Consider the following 15,842-nt stretch of genomic DNA (forward strand, 5'->3'; position numbering starts at 1 on the left):
AGACATGACCACTTCGCACCCTTCTCCCCACCCCGCACACCCCGTCGACGACGCCCCGACGACCGGTCGGCTCTCGTGGCCCACCGTGCTCGGCCTCGGCTCGATGGCCCTCCTGTGGCCCCTCACCGGCCTGCTCGGCCTCGGCAGCGGCGCGCCGCGCGCGCTGACCATCCTCGGCCTGACGGCCCTCGTGTGGATCGGCGTCGTCGGCCTCGGCCGCGTCGCGCGCCCGGTCCTGACCCTCACCCTCGCGGGACTGACCTTCGGGGTGGTCGCGGCGGCCGTGTCCGCGCTCGTCGGGCTCGACGGCGACCGGGCGGCCTGGACGCTCGTGCCCGCGCTCGTCCTGGACACGTTCTGGGGCTTCGTGGCCGGCGCGGTCGCGGCGGCCGTGCAGCGCGCGCGAGCCAGGGTGGCCCGATGAGACGGGTGCGCCGCCACGTGCCACTGCATGGCCGACGGGGGGTCGTGCTCGCGACGGCGGCCGTGGTCGCCGCGTCGGGCCTGCTCGCCGGGTGCGCGCTCGCGCCGTCGGTCCACCCGGTCCAGGAGCAGGAGTTCACGACCGAGCTCGCCATCCCGCCGCTCGCCCCGTCGCGCGTCGTCGACGGGACGCGCGTGTTCTCCCTCACGGCCCAGGAGGGCACGACGTCGTTCCTGCCCGGCGTCGAGACCCCCACCTGGGGCTTCGACGGCCCCTACCTCGGTCCGACGCTGCGGGCCGCGCGCGGCGAGCGCGTCGCGGTCGAGGTGACGAACGGCCTCGACGAGCCGACGAGCGTCCACTGGCACGGCATGCACCTGCCCGCCGCGATGGACGGCGGCCCGCACCAAGAGGTCGCGCCCGGCGCGACGTGGCGGCCGACGTGGACGATCGACCAGCCCGCCGCGACGCTCTGGTACCACCCGCACCCCCACGGCGCGACGGAGGAGCACGTCTACCGCGGGCTCGCGGGGCTGTTCCTCCTGGACGACGACGCGTCCGCGGCCGCGTCGCTGCCGTCGGCGTACGGCGTCGACGACGTCCCGGTCGTCGTGCAGGACAAGGTGCTCGACGACGACGGCCGGCTGGAGCTCGACGGCGCCGGCGAACCGGGGATCCTGGGCGACGTCGTCATGACGAACGGGACGGTGGGCGCGTACCACGACGTGACGACGGAGCGCGTGCGGCTGCGCCTGCTCAACGGCTCGACGGCCCGGACGTACCAGCTCGGGTTCCCCGACCGCGAGCTGGACCTCGTCGCGACCGACGGCGGACTGCTCGACGCGCCCGTCCGGCTCGACCGCGTGCGGCTCTCACCCGGGGAGCGCGCGGAGGTGGTCGTCACGATGGCACCCGGGGAGACGACACGGCTGCACTCCTTCGCGGCCGACCTGGGCGGTGTCGCCGCGTCGTTCGCGATGGGCGGCAAGGAGTCGTTCGACGTGCTCGAGCTGCGCGCCGCGGACGAGCTCGCCCCGTCGCCCGAGCCGGCGTGGGAGCCCTCGCGCCACGCCCACGCCGACGCCCTGCACAGCGAGGACGCCGCGGTCGAGCGCTCCTTCGAGCTCGCCGACCGGGAGATCAACGGCCGCCGCATGGACATGGGCCGGATCGACGAGACGGTCACCGTGGGCGACACCGAGGTCTGGACGGTGCGCAACGCGCACCCCGTTCCGCACAGCTTCCACGTGCACGACGTGCAGTTCCGCGTCCTCGACGTCGACGGCGACCCGCCCCCGGCGGCGCTCGCGGGGCCCAAGGACACCATCTACCTGGAGCCGAGCCGGACCTACCGACTGCTCCTGCGCTTCGACGACTACACCGACCCCGACGTGCCGTACATGTACCACTGCCACATGCTGCGCCACGAGGACGAGGGCATGATGGGCCAGCTCGTCGTCGTGGAGCCGGGCGGGTCGGCGGGCGAGGTCCCGGCGCACGACGGGATCGCGCACGACGATACGGCCGACGAGACGGCCGACGAGATGGCACACGACGACGCCGTCCCGGAGCCCGGGAGCGGTCCTCGCCGGGTGCCGGGTGCCGGCCTGGGCGACGACGCGCACGGGCGCCACGGCGGCTGACCGCCGACGCACCGACGAGCTCAGCCGTCGCGACGTCGCTCGTGGAACGCCTCGTCCGCGACCTGCGCCGTCCGCATGATCGACTCGAGCATCTCGCGCGGCGAGACCAGCGCGTCGGTCGTCTCCGACGGCTCCGGCACGCCGTCGAGCTCGCGGACCTCCTCGTGGATGCGCTCCATCGTGGTGTCGAGCGTCGCGGCGACGTCCGCGGCGAGCTTGAGAGCGTCCGTGAGGTGGCTCGGGACCTCGCGCTGGTACTTGTAGTAGATCTTGTGCTCCAGGCTCGCCCAGAAGTCCATGGCGATCGTCCGCAGCTGGATCTCGACGACCACCTCCTCGACCCGGTCCGAGAGGAACACCGGGATCTTGACGATGAGGTGCAGGCTCTTGTAGCCGTTCGCCTTCGGGTGGGCGATGTAGTCGCGCTCCTCCAGCACGGTGAGGTCGCGCTGCCCGACGAGCAGGTCCCGCACCCGGTAGATGTCGGAGACGAAGCTGCACGTCACGCGAACGCCCGCGACGTCGAACATGTTCTCCCGCACGCCGTCGGGCGTGAGCGGGATGCCCTTGCGTCGGGCCTTCGCGAGGATCGAGTCGATCGACTTCAGGCGCGACCCGAGGTGCTCGATGGGGTTGTCGTCGTGGATGTGACGGAACTCGTCCCGCAGCACGGTGATCTTCGTCATCACCTCGTCGATGCCGAACTTGTACGTCATCAGGAGGCGCCGGAACTCCTGCACGCGCGGTGTCAGGTCCGCGGGGAGCGGTACGTCGGCGGTCGTCGTCTGGATCACGCCGTCCCTCTCGTCGTCGTGGGCGGCCGGGACGACCACCATCCAGGACCACGCGCGAGGCGGTCGTGGAGTTCCCGGACCCGCTCCGCTGAGCGCGAACGTGCCGCCCGCGTCACGATGGGCGACATGGCGGGTACAGCAGGCCAGACGGTCACCGTGGACGGTCACCGCCTCAAGGTCACCAACCTCGACAAGGTCCTCTACCCGGCGACCGGGACGACGAAGGCCGACGTCCTCGCCTACCTCGCGGCCGTCGCCGACGTGATGCTCCCCCACTGCGCGAACCGCGCCGCGACGCGCAAGCGCTGGCCCGACGGCGTCGACGGCCAGGTGTTCTTCCAGAAGAACGCCGGGCAGGGCGTCCCGTCGTGGGTGCGCACGCGGCGCATCGAGCACAAGCACAGCGTCAACGACTACGTGCTCGTCAACGACCTCGCGACGCTCACGTGGCTCGGCCAGACCGGGTCCCTCGAGCTGCACGTGCCGCAGTGGCAGTTCGGCCGCACCGGCGCCCACCTCGACCCGGACCGGCTCGTGCTCGACCTCGACCCCGGTCCGGGTGCGGGGCTGCCCGAGTGCGCCGAGGTCGCACGCCTCGCACGACAGATCCTCCAGGGCATGGGCCTCGACCCGCACCCGGTGACGAGCGGCTCGAAGGGCATCCACCTCTATGCCGCCCTCGACGGCAAGCAGGACGCCGCCGCCGTCTCCGCCGTCGCGCACGAGCTCGCGCGCTACCTCGAGGCCGAGCACCCCGACCTCGTCGTGAGCGACATGAAGAAGTCGCTGCGCGGCGGCAAGGTGCTCGTCGACTGGAGCCAGAACAACGGCAACAAGACGACCATCGCGCCCTACTCGCTGCGCGGACGCGAGCGCCCGACGGTCGCCGCGCCCCGCACGTGGGACGAGCTCGACGACCCGGACCTGCGCCACCTCGACGCCGACGAGGTCGTCGAACGCGTCCGCACGATCGGCGACCCGCTCGCCGCGCTGACCTCCGGCCACCTCTCGGCGCTCGAACCCACGCCCGAGCGCATGGCGACGTTCGAGCGCAAGGGCGCCGCGGCGTCGGGCAGCACGGACCGGGCCGACCGGCTGGAGAAGTACCGCTCGATGCGCGACGCGGGAAAGACGCCCGAACCGGTCCCGGCAGACGCTCCCCCGACGAGCGAGGGCATGAGCTTCGTCATCCAGGAGCACCACGCGCGCCGACTGCACTGGGACTTCCGCCTCGAGCACGACGGCGTCCTCGTCAGCTGGGCGCTGCCGCGCGGAGAGCCGACGGACCCGAAGAAGAACCACCTCGCCGTCCAGACGGAGGACCACCCCCTCGCCTACGGATCGTTCGAGGGATCCATCCCGAAGGGCGAGTACGGCGCGGGCGAGGTGACCATCTGGGACGCCGGGACCTACGAGCTCGAGAAGTGGCGCGACGGCGAGGAGGTCATCGTCACGCTCCACAGCTCGAAGCGCGGGACGCGCCGGCTGGCGCTGATCCACACCGGGGGGCGCGGCGGCAAGGACGAGCAGAACAGCTGGCTCATCCACCTCATGGCTCCCGCGGGGTCCCGTGGTTCGCGGCGTGGCCGGGGCGCGGAGGACGGGGAGGAGGCGCCGGGTCTTCCATCCGCGGCTCGTTCCTCGCCGCTCCCGCCAGACCCGCCACGACCCGGCGCCTCCTCCCCGTCCTCCGCTTCGTCGTCGTCCGCGGTTCCGGCGTCCGCGGCGCCCTCGCGGGCGCGGACCGACTGGCGGCCGATGCTCGCGTCGCCCGGGATCCCGTCGGACTTCTCCGACGGCGCCGACGCGTGGGCGTTCGAGATGAAGTGGGACGGCTTCCGCACGCTCGCCGAGGTCTCGGCGGGTTCGGTGCGGCTGATCAGCCGGTCCGGAAAGGACATGACCGTCACGTACCCCGAGCTGCAGGCGGTCGCGGAGCAGGTGCCGGCCGAGGCACTGCCCGTCGTGCTCGACGGTGAGATCGTCGCGCTCGATGCCCAGGGGCGACCGAGCTTCCGGCGGCTGCAGCAGCGCGCGAACATCGCCAAGCCCGGCGACGTCGCGGTCGCGCGGCGCCGGGTCCAGGTCGACCTCATGGTGTTCGACGTGCTCGAGACCGGCGGGCGGTCCCTCGCCAAGGTCCCGTACGACGAGCGGCGCCAGATCCTCGAGGAGCTGCTGGCGGGGGCGCGCGCGCCGGTGCACGTGCCGCCCGCGTTCGACGGCGACCTCGACGCCGCGATGGGCACCTCGAAACAGCTCGGTCTCGAGGGGGTCGTCGCGAAGCGGCGCGACAGCACGTACGTCGTGGGGCGGCGCTCGCAGCAGTGGCTCAAGCTCAAGCACGCCCGCTCGCAGGAGGTCGTCGTGGTGGGCTGGCGGCCGGGCCACGGGGAGCGCACGCACCTCATGGGCTCGCTCCTGCTCGCCGTGCCCGACGACGGTCGGCTGGTCTACGTCGGACGCGTCGGCTCGGGCTTCACGGACGGCGAGCGCCGCGAGCTCGTCACGGAGCTCGGGAAGATCGAGCGGACGACGCCCGCGGCGGTCGGCGTGCCGCGCGAGGACGCGCGCGATGCCCGGTGGGTGTCGCCGCGGCGGGTGGCGGAGGTCGTCTACGGGGACTGGACGGGGCGCCCCGAGGGGCCCGACGCGGACGTGGCGGACGGCGACACGCCCCTCGGCAAGCTGCGGCACCCCGTGTGGAAGGGCTGGCGGCGCGACAAGTCGCCGGACGACGTCGTGGTGGAGCTGCCTCCGCCCGGCTGATCGGACCGTGAGATGCGACTCGTGGTCGCACGCGACAAGCGTTCAGCGACCACAGGTCGCATCTCGTCACCGCGGCGCGTCGTGGCGCAGGCGGCGGGCCGCCGCCTCGCGCGACGTCCGCAGGTGCGCGGCGGCACGCTCCGCGGCGGCGTCGGCATTCCGCGCGCGGACGGCGTCGAGGAGCGCGCGGTGCTCGTCGACCATCGCGGCGAGGTCCTCGTGCTGGCCGAGGAGCCAGCGCACGCGGCTCGCGGTGACGGCGGTGATCTCGTCGAGCATGGGGTTGCCCGCAGCGGCGAGCAGGGCCTCGTGGAAGTCGGCGGCGGCGCGGCGAGCGGCCGTCGCGTCGCCGCGCGCCGCGGCCTCGGACTGGCGGTCGAGGGCGGCGTCGAGCGCGGCCATCGCAACGGGATCGTGCCGCTCCGCCGCACGACGCGCGGCGAGCTGCTCGAGCGCGGACCGGACCTCGAGGAGGTGCTCGACGTCGTCGTCGGTGAAGGTCCGCACGACGGCCCACGTGCGCGGCCGAGGCGTGACGAGCCCTTCCGCGACGAGGACGCGCAGCGCCTCGCGCACCGGGACACGGCTGACGCCGAGCTCCGCGGCGAGGTCGCGCTCGACGAGGCGGCTGCCGGGAGCGCGCGCGCCGTCGACGATCTGGTCACGCAGCACCCGCTCGACGCGTCGCGCCTCCGGCTCGAACGGCCCGTCCGACGGCACGCCTCCCTCGTCGGGACGTCCCACGCTCTCGGCAGTCATGGACCTCATCCTCCCGGAGGACTGCCCGTGCGTGCGCCCGCGATCCCGTGGAACTTTCCGCACCAGCACTCTCCCGTCGTAAATGGTATACCATTTGGGGATGCTCTCGCTTTGCCCGTCCGCACCGAGCACCGCCCGCCGTCTCGCCAGGCGCACCGGTCTCGCCACGTCGATCGGCACGTTCGTCGCCGTCCTGGCGCTCACGGTGCTCGCGGCCTGCTCGCCGGGAAGCACGACCGGCGGCGCGACCGACCCGTCCGGAGCAACCTCCACGTCCCCGCCCGCGACCACGCCTGCCGAGCCCACCGGCGAGCCCACCGACAAGCCCACCGACAAGCCCACCGACGAGCCCACGACCACGACCGCCGAACCGACGGAGGCGACGGACCCGGCGGAGCCGCGCCTCCTGCTCGTGACCGAGGCGGAGTCCGACGGGCTCGCGGTCGTCGACCCGACAGTGCGTGAGGGCAGCGCCGTCGTGGCGCGCGTGGTCGTCGGCCCGGCGCCGTGGGGCATCGCGACGCACGGCCGCACGGCGTACGTCGCGACCGCGCAGGGCGTCGCCGTCGTCGACCTCGACGCGCTCGTGCGCACGGACCTCATCCCGTATCGCGACGCCCCGTCCCGCGTCGGCTACGGCGAGTACCGCCGCGGCGGCATGGGCATCGCGGTCTCTCCCGACGGCACGCGCGTCCACGTCGCGGTGCACCGCGGCGACGACTCGACGCTCGAGACCCTCGACGTCGCGACGCGCGAGGTGGTCGCGAGCACGCCCGTCGGGCTGCGGCCGTTCGACGTGCTCGTCTCGGCCGACGGCAGCGAGGTCTACACGGTCGACCACGACGAGTTCTCGGTGCACGTCGTCGACACCACGACGTTCGAGGCGCGGCGCATCGAGGTCGCGCCGTTCGGCACGGAGGACGGGCTCGCGTCGTTCGAGAAGCCGCACTACGCCGTGCTCGACGACGACGGGACCCTCCTCCTGCCCTACCAGGGCAAGGTCTTGGTCCGGCTCGACCCGGCGACCGGCACGACGACGACCGTCGCGTCCGCCGCCGACAGCCACCAGCACGGCGTCGCCCGCACGCCCGACGGTCGCGTCGTCGTGGTCGGCAACGGCCCGTTCGGGAACGCGACGGGCGGTCCCAACGTCACGATGCTCGACCCCGCGACGGGCGAGGAGCGCGTCGCACCGCTCTCGCGCCGCCACGAGACCGTGACGACGTGGGCCGACCCGGCCACGGGCACGCTCCACGCCGTCCTCGCCGGCGGGTACACCCAGGCCGAGGCGTGGGACGGCGCGACCGTCGTCGACCTCACGACCCTCGAGACGTACGAGATCCAGATCCCCGGGCGACCCCAGGTCGTCGTCCCCCTGCCGGAAGGAACCATCCGATGAGCACCCCCGACCGCGTCACGCCCACGGCGCACGCCGCGAGCTCCGTGACCGTGCTGCGCGACGTCCGTCCGTGGGGCGGCGAGCGCGTCGACCTGCACGTCGCGGACGGCCGGATCGCCGCGGTGACGCCGCACGACCCGGCCGGGCCCGCGACGTCGGGCACCGCGCGGCCTGGCGGCGACCCGGGCGCTGGCGACGGCGTCGTGGACGGGAGGGGCCTGCTCGCGCTGCCCGGCCTCGTCAACGCGCACGCCCACGTCGACAAGAGCTGGTGGGGCAAGCCGTGGGTGAGCTACGGCGGCGAGGCGACGACGCAGGGCCGCATCGCGCACGAGCGTGCCCATCGTGACGAGCTCGGCATCCCCGGCGTGGACGTCACGCTCGCGGTCCTGCGTGAGTTCGTCCGCCACGGCACGACGGCGATCCGTACCCACGTCGACGTCGACCTCGGGCTCGGGCTGCACGGCATCGAGGTCGTGCGCGAGGCGCTCGCCGAGCTCGGCGGCGCGGTGCACGCCGAGATCGTCGCCTTCCCGCAGGACGGCGTGCTGCGCCGGCCCGGCGTCCTCGACCTGCTGGACGCCGCCGCGGCGGCCGGGGCGGAGCACGTCGGCGGGCTCGACCCGGCGTCGATCGACCGCGACCCGGTCGGTCAGCTCGACGGGCTCTTCGCGATCGCGGAGCGCCGCGGTGTCGGGATCGACGTGCACCTGCACGACGGCGGCGAGCTCGGCGCGTTCCAGGTCGAGCTGATGATCGACCGCACGCTGCGCGCGGGCCTGCAGGGCAAGGTCAACGTCGCGCACGGGTTCGCGGTCGGGCAGCTGCCCGCGGCGCGGCAGGCGGACCTCGTCGCCGCGATGGGCGAGGCGGGCATCACCATGACCACGGTCGCCCCGATCGGTGCCGCTCCCCTGCCGCTGCACGCGCTGCGCGAGGCCGGGGTCGCCGTCGGGCTCGGGACCGACGGCATCCGCGACCTGTGGTCGCCCTACGGCACGGGCGACCTCCTCGCGCTGACCACCCAGCTCGCGCGGCTCTCCCGCTTCCGCCACGACGACGAGCTCGTCACCGCGGCCCGGATCGCCACCGCGGACGCCGCGCGCTTCGTCGGGCGCGACGTGCACGACCTCGTCGTGGGCGCCCCCGCGGACGTCGTGCTCGTCGACGCCGAGAACGTCCCCGACGCCGTCGTGCGCGCCCCGCGGCGTGCGCTCGTCGTGGCCGGCGGCCGCGTCGTCGCGCGCCACGGCGACGTGCTGGTCTGAGCCGGACCGTCCGGACGCTTCCGGACCGCCGGACACGCGGGTGCGGGCGGCGCCCGTCACCGGGACGCCGCCCGCGCCGTCGGGCGCGGCCGGGCGTCAGGCGAGCGGCGCCGTCGTCCGGGCGTGTGCGAGCGCCCACTCGAGCGCGTGGTCGGCGACGGCCTCCCACCCCGGGGCGGCGCACGTCCAGTGGTCGCGACCGGCGAACTCGTAGTACTCGGTGACGGCCGGGGACTTCTCCCAGTGCTTGGCGTTCGACCGGTTCACCGAGGGCGGCATGATGTGGTCCTTCTCGCCGCCGATGAACAGCAGCGGCGCACGGTCCGCGGAGTAGTCCACCCAGGTTTCCTGGTGCCCGGGCTTGAAGTTGGCGATGAGGCCGTACTCCCACACCCACGACCCCGGTGCCGGGATCGCGTACCGCTCCCAGACCGCCCGCGACTCCTCCGCCGAGAGCGTGTTGGTGAACGCGTAGTGGAATTCCTCGGGCGTGAAGCCGACGGCGCGGTGCCTGTTCGCCGGGTTGCGCAGCGCGGGGAAGAGCGAGCGCGCCTGCGACGGCGGGTTGACGCGCACGCCCTCGGTGGGCGCGGAGTCCACGACGACGGCGGCCGCACCGAGCCCGCGTGCGAGCAGGAGCTGCGTGAGCGTCCCGCCGAACGAGTGGCCCATGATGATCGGCGGCTCGTCGAGCGCCTCGATCACCCCGGCGAGCTGGTCGACGGTCTCGGGGACGGTGAGGTCGGCGATGACCTGCGGGTTCTCGCGCAGCGCCTCGACCTCGATCTCGAATCCCGGGTAGCCCGGCGTCACGACGCGCAAGCCCTTCGCCTCGTAGTGCTCGACCCAGCCCTCCCAGCTGCGCGGGGTCATCCAGAGCCCGTGGACGAGGACGACGGTGCTCGGTCCGGGCGCAGCGCCCTCGGGTGCTGCGCCGGACGTGGTGCTCTCGGTCATGGTGCTTCTCCTCACGAGTCGATGAAGTCGAGCAGGTCGGTGTGCAGCCGGGCACGGTCGGTGTCCGGGAGGGCGTGCGGGCTGCCCTCGTAGACGACGAGTCGTGCCCCGTCGACGAGCTCGGCGGACCGCTTGCCGCCGACCTCGAAGGGCACGATCTGGTCGTCGTCGCCGTGGATCACGAGCGTGGGGACGTCGACCGCCGCGAGGTCGTCGCGGAAGTCGGTGGCCGAGAACGCCGCGATGCACTCGTACGCGCCCCGGTGGCCCGTCGTCATGCCCTGGAGCCAGAACGCGTCGCGGAAGCCCTGGTCGACGTCGTTGTTGCGGTTGTGACCGAAGAACGGGCCGTCGGCGAGGTCGCGGTAGAGCTGCGCCCGGTCGGCGGCCTCGCCGGCACGGATCTGGTCGAAGACCTCGACGGGCAGGCCCTCGGGGTTGTCGTCGGTGCGGAGCATGAACGGCGGCACGGCCGAGACGAGCACGAGCCGGGCGACGCGCTCGGTGCCGTGCCGCCCGACGTACCGGACGATCTCGCCGCCGCCCGTCGAGTGCCCGACGAGCGTCACGTCGCGCAGGTCGAGCGTCTCGATCAGCGTGGCGAGGTCGTCGGCGTAGGTGTCCATCTCGTTCCCGTGCCACGTCTGCGTGGAGCGACCGTGGCCCCGCCGGTCGTGGGCGATCACGCGGTGCCCGTGCTCGGCGAGGAACAGCGCGGCGGCGTCCCAGGCGTCCGCGTCGAGCGGCCAGCCGTGGCTGAGGACGACCGGCGACCCGCCGTCACCCCAGTCCTTGTAGAAGATCCGTGCTCCGTCCTCGGTGGTGACGTACGGCATGCTGCCTCCTCGGGGTGGGTGCCGACGACCCGAGCCTCGCGTGCCACGGCGCCCCGCGGACCACGTGCGGCACGTAGTCCCCGGTGATGTCCCGGCGGCCTCACCGCGCGCCCACCCCCTCGGCTCAGAGGGTCGTCCCGTGCGGGAAGCGCTCCCGCAGCTGCCGCCGGGACGAGACGCCGAGCTTCTGGAACACCTTGCGCAAGTGGTAGTCGACCGTGTTCGCGCTGATGAACAGCGTCGCCCCGATCTCGGCGTTCGTCTCCCCCTGCGCGGCGAGCCGGGCGACCGTCTCCTCCCGCGGTGTGAGCAGCGACGGCGTCTCCGCCCGCCCTCGTCCCCGCGCCTCGCCGGTCGCCTCCAGCTCGGTCCGCGCCCGCTCGGCGAACGCGGCCGCACCGGCGTCCTCGAAGACCGCGAGGGCGGAGCCCAGCCGTGCGCGCGCCTCGGCGCGACGCCGGTCCCGGCGGAGGCTCTCCCCCAGCAGGAGCCTCGACCGCGCCGCCTCGACCACCGCACCCGCCTCGTCGAGCGCCTCGGCAGAGGCGTCGAGGAGGTCCGTCGACGCCGTCCCGGGCGCCACCAGGGCTCGGCACCGCAGGGCGGCGCCTCGCGCCCAGGGTGACCCGGTCGCGTCCGCGATCCGTCCCATCCGCGCGACGTGCGGCGCCGCCTCGTCGACGTGGCCGCTGCGGACCGCGGCCTCGACGAAGTCCGGGAGCTGCAAGGGGGTGACCTGGAGGAACGGGTCGTCCACGAGCGGCCGCAGCGCGACGTAGGCGTCGCGGTAGTGTCCCTGCGCGAGGTCGCGCACCGCGAGCGCCGCCCGCCCGCTCGACCCCACGCCGCCGTACCCGCTCGCCTCGGCTGCCGCCGACACCGCCTCCACCTGTTCACGCGGCGCACCGGTCCAGGCGAGATAGGCGACATTGACCACGTGCTCGCCGTCGTAGCCGATGGCGCGACGCAGCTCGCGCACCTGCTCGACGTACTGACCGGCACGGCGCGGGGTGCCGCCCGTGAGCTCGGCGAGGGAGGAGATCCACAGTCCCGTGTCGACCATCTGGAGCGACCCGGCGTCCCGCGCGGCCTGGGTCACCTGCTCGAGCCATGCCGTACGTGCTGCCAGGTCCCAGAGCGCCGTCGCGAGCGCCACGCCCGCGGACGCGTACGGCAGGACCCCGGGCCCCTCGAGCGCGCGCAACGCGTCCAGGCCCCGCCGGAGCGCCGGCACCGCGTCCTCGGTCCCGTCGAGCACCAGCGCGCCGAGCGCGCGCAGCACCTTGGCCGCCGCGTCGTCGGAACCTGCCGCGCCCTCGCGCAGGCGCCGGCCGAGCGCCGTCAGGGTCACCCCCCGACGGGAGCGTTCGGCGACCAGCGCGTACTCGAACGCGCGGACCAGTGCTTGGCGCTCGCGCTCCGGTTCGAGACCTCGCAGCTGTCCCGCGGCGGCGAGGAGGTCGGACGTGGAGTGGGCGAGGACGTCCGGGTCACCGGTGAAGAGGCCGAGCGACACGCGGACCGCCGTGACCTGCGCCCGCTCGACCGGTGGGAGGCGTGCGTCCGGCAGCCCGTCGAGCAGCGTGGCGCCCACCCGCGCGGCACCGGCAGCGACCGCAGCCTCGGCGGCCGCGACGACGCGACGGTCGCGCGACGGGCCGGGCGGCGTCAGCTCGGCCGCGCGGCCGAGCACGCGTGCCCGGGAGACGAAGCCACCCCGGGCGCCTGCGGCGTCCGCGACGGCCTCGAGCCGGTCGGCGACGGCGGCGTCCTCGCCCACCGTCGCCTTCGACGCGTGCCACGCCGCGAGCTCCGGCAGGGCGCACGCGTCGGCGGCGTCGGAGAGCGCGCGATGGGCGCGGCGTCGGTCCGGGCCGGAAGCCGCTCCGTAGGCCGCGGCCCGCACGAGCGGGTGGCGGAACCGCACGGTGGCGCCGAGAGCGACGAGACCGTGCTCCTCCGCCTCGTCGGCGGCGCGCGGGTCGATGCCGAGCCGGGCGCACGCCTCCGACACCAGGCGCACCGTGCCGGTCGCCTCGGCGGCGGCGACGAGCAGCCACTCCTGCACTGCCGGCGACGTCCGCCGGACCCGCGCGAGGTAGTGCGCCTCGAGGTGCCGGCCGACGGGAACCGGCTCCTCGCCGACGGCCGACTCGCTGAGCTCCTGGGTCGTGAGCTCGCGCGCGAGGTCGACGAGCGCGAGGGGGTTCCCGCCTGTCGCCCGGACGACGCGCGCGACGACGAGCGGGTCGACGTCGTCGTCCAGGCTCGCGACGAGAAGCTGCGCTCCGGCTGCAGGGTCGAGCCCCGTGAGCGGCAGCACGGGGACGCCGGCGAGGGCCTCGTCGAGACGGCCGTCGTCGCGGCACGCCATGAGCAGCGCCACCGCCTCGGCGCCGAGCCGGCGCGCGACGAACGCGAGCACCGCCACGGTCTCGGCGTCGAGCCAGTGCAGGTCGTCGACGACGCACACGAGCGGGCGCTCGCGTGCGGCCGCCGAGAGGAGCTCCAGCACGCCGAGGCCGACGAGGAAGCGGTCGGGCGCCGTCCCGTCAGGCCCGCCGAGCACCGACCGCAGCGCGCCGCGGTAGGGCGGGGCAAGACCGTCGACGAGGGCGCGCCACGGGCCGATCAGGCGGTGGAGACCTGCGTAGGCGATGCCGGACTCCGCCTCGTACCCGTCGGCGCGCACGACACCGAGGCCGTCGAGCGCGGCGGTCGACGCCGCGAGGAGCGCGGACTTGCCGATGCCCGCCTCGCCGCGGACGACCAGCGCGCCCGCGATACCGTTCCGCGCGTCGCGCACGAGCGTCGCGACCCGGTGCAGCTCGTCGTCGCGCCCGAGCAGGTCGTCCGGCATGCGGCGTCCTTCCGTCGGCGCGCGGACGCGCGTCCCGGTCCTGCCGGGAGCGTAGCGAGCCACGGACCTGGCGCGACACCCCGACCCTCCGAAAACCTGCGGCGGCCTGGGGCGATGAGTTCCTCACCGACGTGCCGTCTACCCCCCTCGAGACGACCGAACGGGCGCACCACGCGCCACGACGACCGGAGGAACCCATGAGCACCCAGATCTTCGTCAACCTGCCCGTCAAGGACCTCGACGCCTCGAAGGCGTTCTACACCGCGCTCGGCTACTCGGTGAACGAGCAGTTCACGGACGAGAACGCGTCGTCGATCGTCATCAGCGACACGATCTACGTGATGCTCCTCTCCGAGGAGTTCGCGAAGCAGTTCACGAACAAGTCGGTCGCCGACGCGACCGCGACGACCGAGGTCATCAACGCGCTGGGCGTGGAGAGCCGGGAGGACGTCGACCGCATCGCCGACGCCGCGTTCGCCGCGGGCGCGACGGCGGTCAAGGACCCGCAGGAGGAGGGCGGGTTCATGTACTCCCGGAGCTTCGCGGACCTCGACGGTCACCAGTGGGAGGTCCTGTACATGGACCCGAGCGCGCTCGAGGGCTGACACCTCCCGGGAATGCGGGCGTGGTGGCTCGCCGTTGCCGCCCGTATGCGAGCCATCACGTACTCCCGCTACGGCGGTCCCGAGGTCCTCGAGCTCACCGAGCTCCCCACCCCCAAGGTCGGCCCCGACTCCGTCCTCGTGCGCGTCCGCGCCGCGAGCGTCAACCCGGTCGACTGGAAGGTGCGCCAGGGCTACCTCGACCCGGTCATGGACGTGGCGTTCCCCGTCGTCCCGGGGTGGGACGTCGCGGGCGTGGTCGAGCAGGTCGGCCTCGACACCCCGGAGCTCCAGGTCGGCGACGAGGTGTACGGGTACGTGCGCAAGGACGTCGTCGGCGGGCAGGTCTCGGGCGGTACGTTCGCCGAGCTCGTCGCCGCGCCCGTGCGCACCCTCGCGCGCAAGCCCGCCGCGTGGTCGTTCGAGGAGGCGGCAGCGGTGCCGCTCGCCGGCCTGACTGCGTACCAGACGATCCGCCGCACGGGGGTGCAGCCCGGGCAGACCGTGCTCGTGCACGCCGCGGCCGGCGGCGTCGGGTCGTTCGCCGTGCAGGTCGCGCGCTCGGTGGGTGCCCGTGTGATCGGTACGGCGTCCGAGAAGAACCACGACTTCCTGCGCTCGCTGGGCGCGGAGCCGGTGACGTACGGGGAGGGCCTCGCGGACCGCGTGCGCGCGCTCGCGCCCGAGGGCGTCGACGTCGTCCTCGACTACGTGGGCGGTGACGCGCTCGACTCCGTCCCGGACGTCCTGCGCGACGGCGGCACGGTCGCCTCGATCACCGACGCCCGGGCGCGCGACGAGCTCGGCGGGCACTACGTGTGGGTCCGGCCCGACGCCGCGGACCTCGCCGAGCTCGCACGGCTCGGCGACGCGGGCGTGCTGCGTCCCGAGGTCGCCGAGGTCTTCGACCTCACCGACGCCCCCGCGGCGCACGAGCTCAGCGCGTCCGGGCACGTGCGCGGGAAGGTCGTCGTCCGCGTCTGAGCCGGCGAGGTGACTCCACGTCCCGGGGTGGAGCCCAGGGGGCTGGGAGCGGTGAGACGGGCCGCCGAGGGTCGTGACCAGTGTTCTCCCTCGGCGGACCACGGATCTACCTCGGCGCGAGCTCGCGCAGCGGTGACGTCAGATCGCCTCCGGCGTCGCCCGTGTTGACGGTCCCCTGCGGCTCGACGAGCACGGCAGCGGTCTCGACGTCGGCGCGGGGGCGGTGCTCGACGCCCCGCGGCACGACGAACACGTCGCTCGGACCGAGCACGACCTCGCGCTCGACGCCGTCCTCGCGCAGGCCGATCGTCAGCTCGCCCGACAGCACGAGGAACAGCTCGTCGGTCTCCGGATGGGTGTGCCAGACGAACTCGCCGAGCACCTTGACGACCTTGACGTCGTAGTCGTTGAGGCTCGTCACGCGGTGGGGCTGCCAGTGCCCGTCGAACGCGTCGAGGGCGGCGAAGAGGTTGCGTACGTCGGTCATCCGCCCACCCTGCCACGCGGAGCCGACGCCGCGGCCACCCGCGCGAGACCCAGCCCGTGA

Annotated in this window: 13 protein-coding genes; 7 read left to right on the forward strand and 6 right to left on the reverse strand. The window is 74.1% G+C overall.

Translation table 11 applies throughout. From position 1 onward, the window contains the following. Positions 1-4: 4 nt before the first annotated feature. Positions 5-424, forward strand: coding sequence for a hypothetical protein (locus tag AC4H2G_RS07780; RefSeq protein WP_494365184.1), 420 nt, complete (start codon positions 5-7; stop codon positions 422-424). Then, on the forward strand, positions 421-2,067 hold the full coding sequence (locus AC4H2G_RS07785; RefSeq protein ID WP_494365185.1) for a multicopper oxidase family protein: 1,647 nt from the start codon (positions 421-423) through the stop codon (positions 2,065-2,067). Before AC4H2G_RS07780 ends, AC4H2G_RS07785 begins: the two co-directional genes overlap by 4 nt. Before the next feature lie 20 nt (positions 2,068-2,087). On the opposite strand, the gene AC4H2G_RS07790 is transcribed toward AC4H2G_RS07785, so the two are convergent. Next, positions 2,088-2,861 carry a GTP pyrophosphokinase gene (locus AC4H2G_RS07790; RefSeq protein WP_494365186.1) on the reverse strand — a complete coding sequence of 258 codons (774 nt, stop codon included), beginning with the start codon at positions 2,859-2,861 and terminating at the stop codon, positions 2,088-2,090. 126 nt (positions 2,862-2,987) lie between these two features. On the opposite strand from AC4H2G_RS07790, the gene AC4H2G_RS07795 reads away from it, so the two are divergent. Further along, entirely contained in the window at positions 2,988-5,630 is a 2,643-nt protein-coding gene (locus AC4H2G_RS07795) for an ATP-dependent DNA ligase (protein ID WP_494365187.1), read from the forward strand. A gap of 66 nt (positions 5,631-5,696) precedes the next feature. On the opposite strand, the gene AC4H2G_RS07800 is transcribed toward AC4H2G_RS07795, so the two are convergent. Next, on the reverse strand, positions 5,697-6,389 hold the full coding sequence (locus tag AC4H2G_RS07800; RefSeq protein WP_494365188.1) for a GntR family transcriptional regulator: 693 nt from the start codon (positions 6,387-6,389) through the stop codon (positions 5,697-5,699). A gap of 100 nt (positions 6,390-6,489) precedes the next feature. On the opposite strand from AC4H2G_RS07800, the gene AC4H2G_RS07805 reads away from it, so the two are divergent. Together AC4H2G_RS07805 and AC4H2G_RS07810 are read left to right on the forward strand one after the other, a co-directional pair. Then, positions 6,490-7,788 carry a YncE family protein gene (locus AC4H2G_RS07805; protein WP_494365189.1) on the forward strand — a complete coding sequence of 433 codons (1,299 nt, stop codon included), beginning with the start codon at positions 6,490-6,492 and terminating at the stop codon, positions 7,786-7,788. Further along, the gene (locus tag AC4H2G_RS07810; RefSeq protein ID WP_494365190.1) at positions 7,785-9,056 is read left to right on the forward strand and encodes an amidohydrolase; all 1,272 of its coding nucleotides are present in this window, start codon (positions 7,785-7,787) and stop codon (positions 9,054-9,056) included. Before AC4H2G_RS07805 ends, AC4H2G_RS07810 begins: the two co-directional genes overlap by 4 nt. A 96-nt stretch (positions 9,057-9,152) precedes the next feature. On the opposite strand, the gene AC4H2G_RS07815 is transcribed toward AC4H2G_RS07810, so the two are convergent. The 3 genes from AC4H2G_RS07815 to AC4H2G_RS07825 form a co-directional block, all read right to left on the reverse strand. Then, positions 9,153-10,013: an alpha/beta hydrolase gene (locus AC4H2G_RS07815; RefSeq protein WP_494365191.1), complete on the reverse strand. Its 861-nt coding sequence runs from the start codon at positions 10,011-10,013 to the stop codon at positions 9,153-9,155. Positions 10,014-10,024: 11 nt separating this feature from the next. Continuing rightward, positions 10,025-10,849, reverse strand: a complete 825-nt coding sequence (locus AC4H2G_RS07820) for an alpha/beta fold hydrolase (RefSeq protein ID WP_494365192.1) — start codon at positions 10,847-10,849, stop codon at positions 10,025-10,027. A 124-nt stretch (positions 10,850-10,973) separates the two neighbouring features. Then, on the reverse strand, positions 10,974-13,709 hold the full coding sequence (locus AC4H2G_RS07825) for a helix-turn-helix transcriptional regulator (protein WP_494365193.1): 2,736 nt from the start codon (positions 13,707-13,709) through the stop codon (positions 10,974-10,976). Positions 13,710-13,906: 197 nt separating this feature from the next. On the opposite strand from AC4H2G_RS07825, the gene AC4H2G_RS07830 reads away from it, so the two are divergent. After that, positions 13,907-14,314 carry a VOC family protein gene (locus AC4H2G_RS07830; RefSeq protein WP_494365194.1) on the forward strand — a complete coding sequence of 136 codons (408 nt, stop codon included), beginning with the start codon at positions 13,907-13,909 and terminating at the stop codon, positions 14,312-14,314. A 45-nt stretch (positions 14,315-14,359) separates the two neighbouring features. Further along, a complete protein-coding gene (locus tag AC4H2G_RS07835) occupies positions 14,360-15,295 on the forward strand; it encodes an NADP-dependent oxidoreductase (RefSeq protein WP_494365195.1) in 936 nt (311 codons plus the stop codon). A 106-nt stretch (positions 15,296-15,401) separates the two neighbouring features. On the opposite strand, the gene AC4H2G_RS07840 is transcribed toward AC4H2G_RS07835, so the two are convergent. Next, positions 15,402-15,782: a cupin domain-containing protein gene (locus AC4H2G_RS07840; protein WP_494365196.1), complete on the reverse strand. Its 381-nt coding sequence runs from the start codon at positions 15,780-15,782 to the stop codon at positions 15,402-15,404. Positions 15,783-15,842 lie beyond the last annotated feature (60 nt).

Source organism: Cellulosimicrobium sp. BMG9.23 (assembly GCF_059159985.1).